Genomic DNA, 13,510 nt, shown 5'->3' with positions numbered 1-13,510 from the left:
ATGCCGCAAGCTTTGCAGCATGGGGCCTTGCTTGTCAACCTACTGAAATAACATGGATTTGGGTGCCGTTTCGGGTCTGGTCCATGACATTTTCGCCAATAATGCCGCATCGTTGTCCGGCCCGGTCCGTCCCGGAATTGGCCGGACCGGCTGGAAAAACGCCATTACCGATTGACGGGCGGAATTGGGGGCGTATAGTCAGAATACTGTGGGATCCTCTCCTATGGGGGAACAGGACCACCACTGCCGCGCCCCGGGCGGTGGCGCGCACGCGCGCCGGCCGGCGCACGAAACACGAAGGAGGCTTTTATGAACAAGCGTCTCATTTCTCCCCTGCTTGCCCTCGCGCTCGTCTCGGCCTTGATCTTTGCCTTCGCCGCGGTGGCCCAGGCGCAGACCCCGGTATCGCCCCAGACCATCCAGCAGAATGCCATGATGACGCCCATGGGGACGCAGCCCGAGGCCCTGATGCGTTCGCAGCAGCAGGCCATCCTGGCCGAAACCTGGACCCTGACTCCCCAGCGGTCGGCCCGGGCCGGCTTCACCGACCTGCCGCTTCGCAACTGCGAAGGCTTCTACTGCGGCGTGCTGGCCAAGATGCCCATCGGCACCCAGGTCGACATCCTGGTCAACGACCGCGAAGGCTGGGCCCTGGTCCATGTGCCGAGCCTCAACATGTACGGCTGGGTCAACACCAACAACATCTTCTAAATATCGCCTCGACGTCCGCGCGCGCCTGGAAAGGCCCGGCCCGGTCCGGGTCGTTCCGGGCGCGCCGTCCTTTTCCCGCCCATTTGACCGCCCCTGCCTTTTGGCCTAGTTTTCGCGTTTCTCGCGGCCGTCCGGCCGTCGACCAACCAAGCAACGAGGGCCAGCCATGACCGCACCCGACGCGGACGAAAAAGACAAGTCCGGGCCCGCTGTGGCCCGTGATTTTATCCGCCAGATCATCGACGAGGACATGAAGACCGGCAAATGGGGAGGCCGCGTCCACACCCGTTTTCCCCCGGAACCAAACGGCTACCTCCACCTCGGCCACGCCAAGTCCATCTGCCTCAATTTCGGCCTGGCCCGCGATTTCGCCGGCCAGTGCAACCTGCGCTTCGACGACACCAACCCGGCCAAGGAAGAGGTGGAATACGTCGACGCCATCGAGGACGACGTGCGCTGGCTCGGGTTCGACTGGGACGACCGGCTCTTTTACGCCTCGGACTATTTCGGAAAGCTCTACGGCTTTGCCGAGACGCTGATCGAAAAGGGCCTGGCCTACGTCGACGACCTGTCCCAGGAGGAGATCCGGGCCTATCGGGGCACCCTGACCGAACCCGGCCGGGACAGCCCCTACCGCGACCGGACCCCGGCCGAGAACCTGGATCTCTTCCGGCGGATGCGGGCCGGCGAATTCCCGGACGGGGCCAAGGTGCTGCGGGCCAAGATCGACATGAAAAGCCCCAACGTGGTCCTGCGCGATCCGGTTCTTTACCGGATCAAGCACGTCACCCACCACCGGACCGGGGACACCTGGTGCATCTACCCGATGTACGACTACACCCACTGCGTCTCCGACGCCCTGGAAGGGGTGACCCACTCCATCTGCTCGCTGGAATTCGAGAACAACCGGCCGCTCTACGACTGGGTGCTCAACAACCTGCCCGTGCCCGGCCATCCGCAGCAGATCGAATTCGCCCGCCTGAACCTGTCCTACACGGTTTTGAGCAAGCGCAAGCTCATCCAGCTCGTGACCGAGGGCGTGGTGTCCGGCTGGGACGACCCGCGCCTGCCGACCCTTCGCGGCGTGCGCCGCCGGGGCTACACGCCCGAGGCCATCCGGGACTTCTGCGAACGCATCGGCATATCGAAGGCCGAGAACATGGTGGACATGGCCCTTCTGGAACACTGCCTGCGCGAGGACCTAAACCGCCGGGCCAAGCGGGTCATGGCCGTGCTGCGGCCGCTTAAGGTCGTCATCGAGAACTACCCCGAAGGCCAGACCGAAGCGATCGAGTTTCCCTACCACCCCGAGGATCCGGCCATGGGTTCGCGCCAGGTGCCCTTTGGCCGCGAGCTCTACATCGAGCGCGACGACTTCATGGAGACCCCGGCCAAGAAGTGGTTCCGGCTCGCCCCCGGGGCCGAGGTCCGGCTGCGCTACGCCTACTACGTCACCTGCACGGAGGTGATCAAAGACCCGGCCACGGGCGAGGTGGTGGAGCTGCGCTGCACCCACGATCCGGCCACCAAGGGCGGCTGGTCCGAGGACGGCCGCAAGGTCCGGGGCACGCTCCACTGGGTGTCGGCCGCCCACGCCCTGCCGGCCGAGGTCCGGCTCTACGACCGGCTTTTCACCAGGGAGAACCCGTCCGGGGGCAAGGGCGACTTCAAGGAAAGCCTCAATCCCGATTCCCTGGAAGTGATCGAAAACGCGCTGATCGAACCGGCCCTGGCCTCGCTGCCCGTGGGCGAGAACGTCCAGTTCGAGCGGCTCGGCTACTTCTGCGTGGACAAGGATTCCACGCCGGACAAGCGGGTCTTCAACCGGGCCGTGGCCCTCAAGGACTCGTGGGCCCGGGCGGCCGGCCGGTAAAGGTTTTTGTACATGGCCCCGGGAGGCCGGAATGCGGGGGGAAACCGCTTTTCTAAAGCGGTTTCCCCCCGCGCCCCCCATCCCAAACGTCCGGGGTAGGGACGTTTGCCGACAGGCAGGTCTCCTGCCGCATGTGTTGCGCGCCCGCCGGGCGCGCTTTTTTTGGGGGCGGTCCGGCCGTCGCGGATGGGCCTGATGGGTCGTGTCCGGGCCACGGCGGGGGAGGGGAGCAGTGCGCCTGGCCGGCCGACGGGGGGCCTTGGCCGCGAGGACAGGACCATGCCGGGAATCGGGAAGGGGGAGCCTACAACTGAAAAAGGACTCCCAGGTCGCCATCCCGGGGGTCCTTTTTCTGAATTCGCGTTCTTGGAGGAAGGATGCTTTTCTATAAGCAGGGAGCGTGCCACTTCTTCGTGTTTGAAAAAATAAAAAAATAGAGCAAGTATTTAAAATTGATAAAGGGAAGGTGGCGGCCGGTGCCGGGCGTCGGCCGGCGGCCGGGACGTACAGAATCCTGTACCCGGCCGGCCTTGGCCCGGGAAACGGGTACAAGCTTTTATACTCCCCCCGGCCGCGCCCGCCTGCCCCGGCCGCGTTTCCGGCCCTGATCGGGAGCGAGGGCAGGGGCGCGGTCGAAAAATCCGTCGATTTCTCCTTTTCATGGCAGCCGAATCGGGTATGGTGGGGCAAACTGCCAGGAGACCCGGCATGGCGGCACGCGTCCTCACCCATCCCCCCTTCGACGACAGGGCCGGCGTTTTTCCCGACCGGCCCGAGGCCGGCCTTTTCCTTGGCGAGAGGCTGGCCGCCTCGGGCATCGCCTTCGCGGGAGCCGTGGTCCTGGCCATCCCCAACGGCGGCGTGCCCGTGGGTCTGGCCGTGGCCCGGCGCCTGCGCCTGCCGTGCGATGTCGTGGTGGTCAGGAAGCTGCAGATCCCGGGCAACACCGAAGCCGGCTTCGGGGCCGTGAACCTGGACGGGGAAGTGGTGCTCAACACGGCCCTGGTGGCCGAGCTGGGCCTTGGGCCGCCCGACATCGAGGCCGAGGCGGCCCGGGTGGGCCGGGAGCTCGCGGCCCGGGAAGCGCTCCTTCGCGGCGACCGGCCGCTGCCGCCCCTGGCCGGCCGGACCGTCATCCTGGTTGATGACGGCCTGGCCTCGGGGTACACCATGTTGGCCGCGATTGGCCTGGTGCGGCAGCGGGATGCGGCCGTGACCGTCGTGGCCGCGCCGACCGCCCCCCGGACCGCGCTTTTCCGGCTGGCCGACGTGGCCGACTGGCTGGTGGTGCCGCTGGTCTGCGGGCCGGGCCCCTTTGCCGTGGCCCGGGCCTACCGGCACTGGCGCGACCTCACGGTCGCGGAAACAGCGGCCATGCTTGGGGCCTTTGCCCGGGAAGGGACGCAACCGCCCGGGCCCGGAGCCGGGCCGCCCACAACGAAGGAAGGAGCGAAGCGATGAGGATTTTTTCCCTGTGCATCCTTTTGGGCGCGGCCGTGGCCCTGGCCGGCTGCGGCGCCTCCAGGCCGCTGACGGACTCCGAGTTCCGCGGCTTCTGCTACACGGCCATCGGGCACCGCACCTCCTGCGACACCATCACCATCTGCAACGAGTACGATTCCGACGTCCTGTCCGTGAAGCATGGCTCGGTCGAAGACTGCGCCAAAGGCTGCCAGACCGTCTACAACCGGGTCTACGGGCCGAACCAGTTCAACGGCTGCGGCCCGACCGTGCTCATGGCCTACAACTGGTGCATGAAATACTGCAACACCAACTACGGGCAGTGAGCCGCAGGCGGCCGGCGGGTTTGACGCAGGCAAAAGGCCGGGCCGGTTGTTTGCCGGAGTGGAACGGGGGGCCGGTTGCCGGCGGCCCGTTGCCGTGGTCATTTTTGTTCTAACCAGTCGAAATCGCGGAATTATTTCTTGTTTGTCGAGGGCGGAGGAATTTTGCACGATTTTTGCTTTGGTGTCTGACCGCCATCACAGGGAGGAGGACAGCATGTCTCTGCAAAGTGCCATGGAATTTGTACGGCGCCTGCGCGAGGACCCGGAATTCCGCTGGGCCCTTGGCGAATGCAAAAACAAATGGGAGCGCCGCCGCTTCGTCATCACCCAGGGCTACCGCTTCACCCCGGCCGAGCTGGTCTGCGCCACCAGCCCCGGCGGCAACGCTTCCGAGGACCGGACCGCGGTCATCGAACGGGTTCGCCGGCAGCAGCACGGCCACGGCTCCTACGCCTTCATGTAGCCCGGCCGCCGCGCCTTGCGGCAAGCGGCCCCAGGCCCTGGCCGAAGTTGCGTCTCCGCCTCGTCCGGGCGGCCGCCCCGCCTCGGCCCGGCGCCGCAGACCAGCCGCACCCCGCCTTTTTTGCCACGACGCCGACCCGGCCCGGCCACGCAGCCGGCGGGTCTGCGGCCGTGTCGCGTCCGTTCTCCGGCCGCCCGGCCTTGGTTGGGAGAAAAAAGACGTTCCTGTCGTTTGAAAGATGTCTTATGCGTGGACATCGATTCCGTTTATGGGCTACGCTGGCTCCAAAAGATCGTACGTCTCCATGGAGGTAGCCTCATGTTCAGAAAAAACGCCTATCAGGACGAAGCGGCCGGCGAGCTCAAGGAGCTCATGCGCCATGCCAACGCCCTTTTGGAAGCCACGGCCGGCCAGGCCGACGAGCAGATCAAGAAGGTGCGCGCCAAGCTGGAAGACCGGCTGGCCATGGCCAGGGAAAAATACTCCAACGTCGAAGGCCTCTTTGACGACACCGTGGATTCGGCCGACCGCATGGTCCACGACAAGCCGTACCAGGTCATCGGCGGCACCTTCCTCGTGGGTCTGCTCCTCGGCTGGTTCCTGAGCCGGAAGTAGCATGATGCGCATATCTGGCGCGTTTGACGAAACTGTCGCCTCCGGCGGCCGGGTCCTTGGCCTGGCCGCCGAGTTGCTGGCCGGCCGGCTGGAGCTGCTCGGGCTCGAGGCCCGGGAAGCCAAGATCCGGCTGCTCCAGTTCCTGATCCTGGCCTGCCTCGGCGCGGTTTTTCTGGCCGTCGGCCTGGCCCTGGCCGTGCTGGCGGTCCTTTTGGCCGTGCCGCCGGCCTGGCGGCTGCCGGCCGTGGCCGGCGGGGCCGGGGTCTGCCTGGTGGTGGCCTGGGCCGCTCTTTGGAGCCTGCGCCGTCGGGTGGCCCGGCTGCCCCTGGCCTTTGCCCAGACCATTGGCGAACTGAAAAAGGACGGGGAATGTTTCTAGACGGGCAATTGCGGCGTATCGCCGCCAAGAAGCAGGGGATCGCCCTTCGGGGCGAGCTTGGCCGGCGGCTTTTGCGGCGGGAATTCGGCCAGGCCCGGGCCGCAGTCCTGCGGTCGGTCACGGATCTGCGGTTCGGCTGGAGCCTGGCCGAGCAGGTCCTCGGCTTTTTGCGCAGGCGCTAACCTCCCAACGGCCAGCCCCGGGCGGGCGCTGGAGACGGATCGTGAAGCTTCGCCGGTCGCTTTCCATCCGTGCCGGGCTCTTGCTGCTTGGGTTTCTCGCCGTGCTGCCGGCTCTCGGCCTGCTGGTCCTCGACGGCATGGACCAGCGGCGCCACCTCATGGACGAGGCCACCCACGACGCCCGGCAGGGCGCGGCCGCCATGGCCACCCTCCAGGCCCGCCTCACCGACGGCACCCGCCTGCTCCTTGCCACCCTGGCCGCCATGCCCGAGGTCCGCCGCCTGGACATCCCGGCCTGCGACGCCCTTTTTGCCTCGCTCCTGGCCCAAAATCCCCTCTACAACAACATTCTGGCCATCGACCGCCAGGGCGAGATCCTCGCCGCCGGCCGGCCGACCAGCCGCGTCAATCTGGCCGACCGTCTGCATTTCCGGGCCGCCATGGACTCGGGCGGCTTCTCGGTGGGCGAATACGTCGTCACCCGGTCGGCCCCGACCCCGATTTTCCCGTTTTCCATGGCCTTTCGAAACGACCGGGGCGAGGTGGCCGGCGTGCTCGTGATCGCCATCAAGCTCACCACCTACGACGACGCCTTTGACGAAATGCGCCTGCCCCAGGGCTCCATCCTCGGCATCGTGGACCAGGCGGGCAGGCGGCTCTATTACCGGCCCCGGGCCGACGCCAACCCCCTGGGCCGGCCCATCCGCCAGGAAGTCTGGCAGGTCCTGCGCCAGGGCGGCCGGGAGGGCGAGTTCTTCCTGCCGGGCACGGACGGCCAAAACCGCTTTTTCGCCTACCAGAAGCTTGCCCTGGCGGACGACGCGCCGGCCTACATGGCCTTTGTGGTCGGCCTGCCCGAGAGCGCGGTCCTGGGGCCCGCCCGCCGGGCCCTCCTGGCCAACATGGCCCTCCTGGCCGGAGCCACCGGCCTGGCCCTGGCCGTGCCCTGGTTTTTCGGCGGCAAGGTCCTGGAACGGGGCCTGGACCGCATCGCCGAGACTGCCGGCCGCATCGGCCGGGGCGACCTGGCCGCCCGCACGGACCTGCCCCACGGCGACGTCGGCCTCGGCAAGGTGGCCCGGGCCCTGGATGCCACGGCCCGGCTCCTGGCCGAGCACGAGGCGGCCCGGGAAGAGGCGCTGGCCGCCCTGGGGCAGAGCCGGGAGCGGATGGCCCATTTCGCGGCCAGCATGGCCGACTGCTTCTGGGAGATCGACGCGGCCGGCCGCTACACCTCCGTGAGCGGCAAGGTCCGCGAGGTCCTCGGCTGGGAGCCCGACGCCCTCCTTGGCCGCACCCCCTTCGACTTTCTGGCCCCGGGCGAGGAGGCGGGCCTGCGCCAGGCCTTCGAGGCCGCCAAGGCCCGGCGCGAACCGCTGGGGGAGCTGGCCAACTGGCGCGTGGCCCCGGACGGAAGCCGGCGGTGCCTGCTGACCAAGGGCGTGCCCTTCCTGGACGCGGCCGGCCGGCTCGCGGGCTACCGGGGCGTGGACAAGGACGTCACCGAGCGCATGGAGGCCGAGCGCAGCATCCGGGAATCCCTGGCCGAAAAGGAGATCCTGCTCAAGGAAATCCACCACCGGGTCAAAAACAACCTGCAGATCATCTCCGGCCTCCTCTATCTCCAGGAGGAGCAGATCACCGATCCGGCGGCCCTGGTGAGCTTCCGGGAAAGCCGCACCCGCATCGCCTCCATGGCCCTGGTCCACGAGGAGCTCTACCGCTCGAGCAACCTGGCCCGGGTCCGGCTCGACGACTACATCCGGGACCTCCTGCCCCGGATTTTCGGCCACGAGCCGAAGGCGCCGCATCTGTCCTTCGACTGCCGCCTGGGCCCGGTCAGCGTGCCCATCGAAAAGGCCGTGCCCACGGGCCTCGTGGTCAACGAGCTGTTGACCAACGCCGCCAAGCACGCCTTCCGGGGCCGCGAGGCCGGCACCCTCGGCATCAGCCTGGACGAAAAAGGCGGCACCGTCTCCATCACCGTCCGCGACGACGGCCCGGGCCTGCCGGCGGGCTTTGCCCCGGAAAAATCCGGCACGCTCGGCATGCAGCTCGTGGCCAACCTGGCCCGCCAGCTCGGCGGCGAGGTCGCCGGCCGCAACGAGGGCGGCGCGGCCTTCACCCTGCGTTTCCCCGCCTGATCCGTTCCCTGGCCGGCGGTCCGGCCCGCGCCGCCCTTTGCCCCCGGTCCGCATCGTGGTAAAGGCCACCCATCCCACCTGCACCGCCAGGAGCCGCCATGACCGCCGAATGGACCCGACACGACGACAGCACCCACTATATCAATCTCGGCAAGGCCCTGCTCGTGGCCGTCATCCATGAAAAAATGGGGGCCCCGGGCTGGAAGATCCAGGTCGGCAAGCGTTCGCTCAAAGACAAGATTCCGAACCTCGACGACGCCAAGCGCGTGGCCCTGGCCTATGCCGAACGGGTGGCCAAGGACATCCGGGCCGACCTCGACGCCCTGCACCCGGCCGACGCCAAACCCGCCAAGGAACCGGCCCAGGAACCAGCCAAGGAACCCAAATGATCCGCCGCGACCAAGCCCTGTCCCTCGTCCTGGCCCAGAATCCGGGCCCCGGCCTCGTGGCCCACGGCCGCCAGACCGAGGCCGTCATGCGCGCCCTGGCCGCCCGCCTCGGCCACGACCCGGACCTGTGGGGCCTGACCGGCCTCCTCCACGACCTGGACTATCCGCAAACGGCCGAGGCCCCGGAAAAGCACGGCCTGGCCCTGGCCGGCCTGCTGCCGCCGGACGCCCTGCCGGCCGAGGCTCTTCGCGCCATCGCCGCCCACAACGACGAACACACCGGCGTCGCCCCGGCCACGCCCTTTGACTTCGCCCTGCGGGCCGCCGAATCCGTCACCGGCATCATCAGCGCCGCCGCCCTGGTCCGGCCCGACAAGATGGTCGGCATGGCCCCCAAGAGCATCAAGAAAAAGATGAAGGACAAGGCCTTTGCCGCGAACGTCCGCCGGGCCAACATCCTGGAGTGCGACAAGGCCGGCCTGCCGCTGGACGAGTTCCTGGCCCTGGCCATCGGGGCCATCGCCGGCGTGGCGGCCGAAACCGGGCTGGCCTGAGCCGCGCCATGTTCCGACTGGTCTGGCTCGGGGCGCTGGCGGCCCTTTTTTTCAGCACGACCTTTGTCCTCAACCGGTCCATGAGCCTGTCCGGCGGCCACTGGGTCTGGTCGGCCAGCCTGCGCTACGCCTTCATGCTGCCGATCCTGCTCGCCTGGACCCTGGGCACGGGCGGGCCCCGGGCCGTGGGCCGGGCTTTCGGCCTTTTCGCCGCGCACCCGGTTTTCTGGACCGTGGCCGGCTCGGTCGGCTTCGGCGTCTTTTACGCCGGCGTGACCCTGGCCTCGGTCTTTTCCCCGGGCTGGGTGGTGGCCACCACCTGGCAGGCCACCATCCTGGCCACACCCCTGGTCCTGGCCCTGCTCGGCCGGGCGGTGCCGCGAAAAGGCCTCGCCTTCACGGCCCTTATTTTCTGCGGCATCGTGCTGGTCAATCTGGAGCAGGCCCGAAACGCGCCGGACGTCGGCAGCCTGCTCGGCATCGCGGCCGTCCTGGTCGCGGCCGTGGCCTATCCGCTCGGCAACCAGCTCGTGTGGGAGGCCCGGCACGGCGGGGGAGGGCGCATTCCGCGCATCGACCAGCCGGCCCTGGACGCCGGCCGCACCCCGACCCTGCTTTTGACCATCGGCTCCATCCCCTTCTGGCTGGTCCTCGTGGCCGTCACCCGGCCGCCGGCCCCGTCCCCGGACCAGGTCCTCCAGACCGGGCTGGTCGCCCTTTTTTCCGGCGTCATCGCCACCTCGATCTTTTTGCGCGCCCGCAGCCGGGCCAAAAACGCCTACGAGCTGGCCGCCACCGACGCCACCCAGTCCCTGGAAGTCGTCTTCTCGCTCCTGGGCGAAACCCTGCTCCTGGCCGGCCCCTGGCCCGGCCCCCTGGGCGCGGCCGGCATAGCCCTTGCCGTCACCGGCCTCGTGCTCTACGTCTGCCGGCAGGTGTAGGGAGAGGAGAACATTCCATGAAGCGACAGTTCACATGGCCGGCGGAATTTTCGCCGCACGGGGCGGTCTGGCTGGCCTGGCCGGGTAACGCCTCGGACTGGCCGGGCAAGTTTTCGCCCATCGCCTGGGTTTATGGCGAGATGATCCGGAAATTGACCGGCGCGGGCGAGCGGGTCCGCCTCTTGGTGCGCGACGCCAGGCAGGAGGCCACGGCCCGGCGGGTACTGCGGGACGTCGGCGCCGAGGCCGGGCTGGTGGAATTTTTCACCGCGCCCATGGACCGGGGCTGGACCCGGGACTTCATGCCGTTTTTCGTGCACGAGGCCGGCCGGGTGGTGGCCCTTGATTTCGGCTTCACGGGCTGGGCCAAGTACCCGGACCACCGCCTCGACGACGTGGCCGGGCCGGCCGTCTGCCGGGAGCTGGGCCTTGCTGTGGTGGAGCCGGTCTGGCAGGGGCGGCGGGTGGTGCTGGAGGGCGGCGGCATGGACGGCAACGGCCGGGGCGACGTCCTGACCACTGAGGAGTGCCTCCTCGATGCGGCGGTCCAGGTGCGCAATCCCGGTTTCAGCCGGGCGGACTACGAGGGGGTTTTCCGGGAATATCTCGGGGCGCGAAACGTGGTCTGGCTCGGCAAGGGCATCGCCGGCGACGACACCCACGGCCATGTGGACGACCTGTGCCGGTTTGTCGGGCCAGACACCGTGGTCCTTTGCCGCGAGGACGACCCGGCCGACGCCAACCACCGGGTGCTCGCCGAAAACCGCGAGCGCCTGGCCGGGGCGACGCTCGCCGACGGGAGCAGGCTTTCGGTCATCGACCTGCCCATGCCGCACCCCCTGGTCTTCAAGGGCCAGCGGCTGCCGGCCAGCTACGCCAACTTTTTCATCGGCGACCGGGTGGTCCTCGTCCCGACCTTCAACGATGTCCGCGACCGGCAGGCCCTTGGCATCCTGGCCGAGGCCTTCCCGGGCCGGGAAGTGGTCGGGATCTCGGCCGTGGACCTGGTCTGGGGCCTTGGCGCCATCCACTGCCTGACCCACGAGCAGCCGGCCGCGCCCTAGCCCGGCCGGCTATTCCCGTTTCGGGGCCAACCCCAGGGCGGCCATGGTCTTTGGAATGTCGGACAGGTCCCCGACCGTGATCCGGCCCGGCGATTCGAGGACCAGGGCCGGCGTGGCCAGGATGGGCAGATTTTCGGCCCGCTTCGGCCAGTCGCTGATGTCGAGGACGTTGAGCCGGTAGTCGCCGCCAAGCTCCCGTTCGCACCAGGCCCGCAAGGCCGCGGTCATCCGCCGGGATCCTGGGTCGGTCCCGGAAAGATAGAGTGTCAGACGCGTGGTCATGGCCTCCCCCTTCTCCCTGTGAAGAGTAGTCCGCCCCCGCCACCAACCTCGGCTTATGGTGCTTCCATGAATAGCAGGTTCGACGGGACCACGCCATCGGAAAAGGAACGGGCCAGGAACGGCCCGCTGACGAGTTCGGCCGTGTTGTAGCGCAGAGGCGAGCCGTCAAGGGCGGTCATGGCGCCGCCCGCGCCGACGAGCACGGCATGGCCGGCGGCGATGTCCCATTCCCGGAGGGGGCCGAGCCGGGGGTAGAGGTGGGCGGTCCCGTCGGCCAGGGCGCAGAACTTGAGCGCGCTGCCCCGGTGGACCAGCCGGCAGCCCGGGAACCGGCCCAGGTAGGCGGTGAGGCCGGGGTCGGGGTGGGAGCGGCTGGCCAGGATGACGAGCGGTTGTCCGGGGGCCGGGGCCGCGGCCCGGAGGGGCTCGGCCGGACCGTTGGCCACGCGGCGGGTGGCCGGGAGGCCGGGCCCGCCGCAGTAGAGGGTGTCGGTGGCCGGGACGTGGATGGCGCCGAAGGCCGGACTGCCGTTCTCGACCAGGGCGAGCAGGACGCAGAATTCGTCGCAGTGCCGGATGAATTCCTTGGTCCCGTCCAGGGGATCGACCACGAAGCACCGCTTGTAGCGCCGCCGGACCGCGTAGGGGGCGCTTTCCGTCTCCTCGCAGATGACCGGGATGTCGGGAAAGAGGCGGGCGAGGCCCTCGAGGAGGATTTCGCTCGACCGCCTGTCGGCCGTGGTCACCGGAGTGTGGTCGGATTTCTCTTCCACGGAAAAGCCGTTGCGGTAGAGGTCGAGGACGGCGTGGCCGGCCAGGCGGACCAGGCCTTGCAAGGCGTTCAGGTCGAGCGGGGTCATACGGAAGGCTCCTTCAGGGAGGCGTGGCAGTATTCGGTCCGGCGACAGCAGTATCAACACGGGTCCGGGCGGTTGCTTTTCCCCTGCCGCGCGGCTATGGATGCACGACTGGACCAAGTCCGAGCGGAGGCAAATTCGTGAGCGAGGCAGTGCGGGTGCTCCTGGTCGACGACGAGGAAAGTTACGTGGACACGCTCAAAAAGCGCCTGTCCCGGCGAGGCCTTTCCGTGCTGACGGCCAACAGCGGCGAGGCGGCCCTGGCCATCCTGGCGGACAATCCCATGGACGTGGTGCTCCTGGACGTCAAGATGCCGGGCATGGACGGCATGGAAACGCTCACCCGCATCAAGGAGGCCCATCCCCGGGTCGAGGTCATCATGCTGACCGGGCACGCCAATGTGGACGTGGCCATCCGGGGCATGGAGCAGGGCGCCTTCGACTATCTCATGAAGCCGGCCGAAATGGACGACCTGTATTACAAGATCCAGGACGCCCACAAAAAGATCACCCTCGCGGACAGGGGCTGAGCCGCCATGGAGATCGTGGAAGGACGCCTGGAGGCCACCGCCCGCCGCCGGGTGCTCATCGTCGAGGACGACCCGCTGTCGGCCCGGGTGGCCGCCAAGATCCTGGACCGGCTCGGCTACAGTGTGTGCGCCGAGATCGAGACCGGCGAGGAAGCCGTGTCCGAGGCTGCGGTCCTCCTGCCGGACGTGGTGCTCATGGACATCAACCTGGCCGGAGCCATGGACGGGGTGGCCGCGGCCCGGGTCATCATCGAAGGGCTCGGCGTGCCGGTGATTTTTCTGACCGCGGCGGTTGACCGCGAGATCATGGACCGGGTGGCCGCCACGGGCGCCGCCGGCTACATCCAGAAGCCGGTCAAGCTCCTGGACCTCAAGGCCAATCTGGAAATGGCCATCACCCGGCGCCACCGCGAACGCCCCTGCCCGGTCGATCCGGCGGCCCTGCCGCGCCCGCTCCTGGACGCCGTGGCCCGGGCCCTGGGCCGGGCCTTCGCCGTCGTTTCCCCGGATGGCCGGGTGCTCTTCGCCTACCCGGAATCGGGCCTTGCGGGCGAACTCTTCGCCGACGCCTTCCCGGGCCAGTCCGCCGCCCAGGCCCCGGGCGACACGCCCTGTCTCGACGTTTCGGGCCGGTCCTTCGGCTTTGTCCGGCTCCTGCCGGAATAGCTTTCCCCTGCGGCCTGCAGGCGGCCGCAGCCCCCCCACACCTCTCTTGGCCTTTGCCATTGACGACGGTCAC

General features: G+C 68.5%; 17 protein-coding genes. 15 read left to right on the top strand and 2 right to left on the bottom strand.

Annotated elements, in window-relative coordinates; genetic code table 11:
• The first annotated feature begins 309 nt into the window (after positions 1–309).
• The 13 genes from DFW101_RS11300 to DFW101_RS11240 all read left to right on the top strand — a co-directional run bounded on the left by DFW101_RS11300 (position 310) and on the right by DFW101_RS11240 (position 11,102).
• Positions 310–711 (top strand): hypothetical protein, encoded by a 402-nt coding sequence (locus tag DFW101_RS11300; RefSeq protein ID WP_009181645.1) that lies wholly within the window; start codon positions 310–312, stop codon positions 709–711.
• 166 nt (positions 712–877) lie between these two features.
• Entirely contained in the window at positions 878–2,584 is a 1,707-nt protein-coding gene (locus DFW101_RS11295) for a glutamine--tRNA ligase/YqeY domain fusion protein (protein ID WP_009181644.1), read from the top strand.
• A gap of 708 nt (positions 2,585–3,292) precedes the next feature.
• Positions 3,293–4,045, top strand: a complete 753-nt coding sequence (locus DFW101_RS11290; RefSeq protein ID WP_009181643.1) for a phosphoribosyltransferase — start codon at positions 3,293–3,295, stop codon at positions 4,043–4,045.
• Positions 4,042–4,371 (top strand): hypothetical protein, encoded by a 330-nt coding sequence (locus tag DFW101_RS11285; protein WP_009181642.1) that lies wholly within the window; start codon positions 4,042–4,044, stop codon positions 4,369–4,371. Before DFW101_RS11290 ends, DFW101_RS11285 begins: the two co-directional genes overlap by 4 nt.
• Positions 4,372–4,585: 214 nt before the next feature.
• Positions 4,586–4,834 carry a Nif11-like leader peptide family natural product precursor gene (locus tag DFW101_RS11280; protein WP_009181641.1) on the top strand — a complete coding sequence of 83 codons (249 nt, stop codon included), beginning with the start codon at positions 4,586–4,588 and terminating at the stop codon, positions 4,832–4,834.
• Between the two features lie 318 nt (positions 4,835–5,152).
• Entirely contained in the window at positions 5,153–5,449 is a 297-nt protein-coding gene (locus DFW101_RS11275; RefSeq protein WP_009181640.1) for an ElaB/YgaM/YqjD family protein, read from the top strand.
• Position 5,450: 1 nt separating this feature from the next.
• A complete protein-coding gene (locus tag DFW101_RS11270; protein ID WP_009181639.1) occupies positions 5,451–5,828 on the top strand; it encodes a phage holin family protein in 378 nt (125 codons plus the stop codon).
• Complete coding sequence (locus DFW101_RS11265; RefSeq protein ID WP_009181638.1) at positions 5,819–6,010, top strand: hypothetical protein; 192 nt, start codon at positions 5,819–5,821, stop codon at positions 6,008–6,010. The genes DFW101_RS11270 and DFW101_RS11265 overlap by 10 nt, the downstream gene beginning before the upstream one ends.
• Before the next feature lie 41 nt (positions 6,011–6,051).
• A complete protein-coding gene (locus DFW101_RS11260; RefSeq protein ID WP_009181637.1) occupies positions 6,052–8,154 on the top strand; it encodes a histidine kinase dimerization/phosphoacceptor domain -containing protein in 2,103 nt (700 codons plus the stop codon).
• A 98-nt stretch (positions 8,155–8,252) separates the two neighbouring features.
• Positions 8,253–8,543, top strand: a complete 291-nt coding sequence (locus DFW101_RS11255) for a hypothetical protein (RefSeq protein WP_009181636.1) — start codon at positions 8,253–8,255, stop codon at positions 8,541–8,543.
• On the top strand, positions 8,540–9,097 hold the full coding sequence (locus DFW101_RS11250; RefSeq protein WP_009181635.1) for an HDIG domain-containing metalloprotein: 558 nt from the start codon (positions 8,540–8,542) through the stop codon (positions 9,095–9,097). The genes DFW101_RS11255 and DFW101_RS11250 overlap by 4 nt, the downstream gene beginning before the upstream one ends.
• 8 nt (positions 9,098–9,105) lie before the next feature.
• A complete protein-coding gene (locus DFW101_RS11245; RefSeq protein WP_009181634.1) occupies positions 9,106–10,038 on the top strand; it encodes a DMT family transporter in 933 nt (310 codons plus the stop codon).
• 17 nt (positions 10,039–10,055) lie between these two features.
• Positions 10,056–11,102: an agmatine deiminase family protein gene (locus DFW101_RS11240; RefSeq protein WP_009181633.1), complete on the top strand. Its 1,047-nt coding sequence runs from the start codon at positions 10,056–10,058 to the stop codon at positions 11,100–11,102.
• 9 nt (positions 11,103–11,111) lie between these two features.
• Here the strand turns inward: DFW101_RS11240 and DFW101_RS11235 are convergent, their stop codons facing one another.
• A complete protein-coding gene (locus tag DFW101_RS11235; RefSeq protein WP_009181632.1) occupies positions 11,112–11,384 on the bottom strand; it encodes a circadian clock KaiB family protein in 273 nt (90 codons plus the stop codon).
• Positions 11,385–11,437: 53 nt separating this feature from the next.
• Entirely contained in the window at positions 11,438–12,244 is an 807-nt protein-coding gene (gene cysQ, locus DFW101_RS11230; protein WP_009181631.1) for a 3'(2'),5'-bisphosphate nucleotidase CysQ, read from the bottom strand.
• A 137-nt stretch (positions 12,245–12,381) separates the two neighbouring features.
• Between cysQ and DFW101_RS11225 the strand changes: the two genes are divergently transcribed.
• Positions 12,382–12,771 carry a response regulator gene (locus tag DFW101_RS11225; RefSeq protein WP_009105853.1) on the top strand — a complete coding sequence of 130 codons (390 nt, stop codon included), beginning with the start codon at positions 12,382–12,384 and terminating at the stop codon, positions 12,769–12,771.
• Between the two features lie 6 nt (positions 12,772–12,777).
• Positions 12,778–13,437 carry a response regulator gene (locus DFW101_RS11220; protein ID WP_009181630.1) on the top strand — a complete coding sequence of 220 codons (660 nt, stop codon included), beginning with the start codon at positions 12,778–12,780 and terminating at the stop codon, positions 13,435–13,437.
• The last annotated feature ends 73 nt before the right edge of the window (positions 13,438–13,510 follow it).

This window comes from Solidesulfovibrio carbinoliphilus subsp. oakridgensis, assembly GCF_000177215.2.
GTDB classification, from domain to species: domain Bacteria; phylum Desulfobacterota; class Desulfovibrionia; order Desulfovibrionales; family Desulfovibrionaceae; genus Solidesulfovibrio; species Solidesulfovibrio carbinoliphilus.
This window is presented reverse-complemented; position numbering and strand designations above follow the sequence as displayed.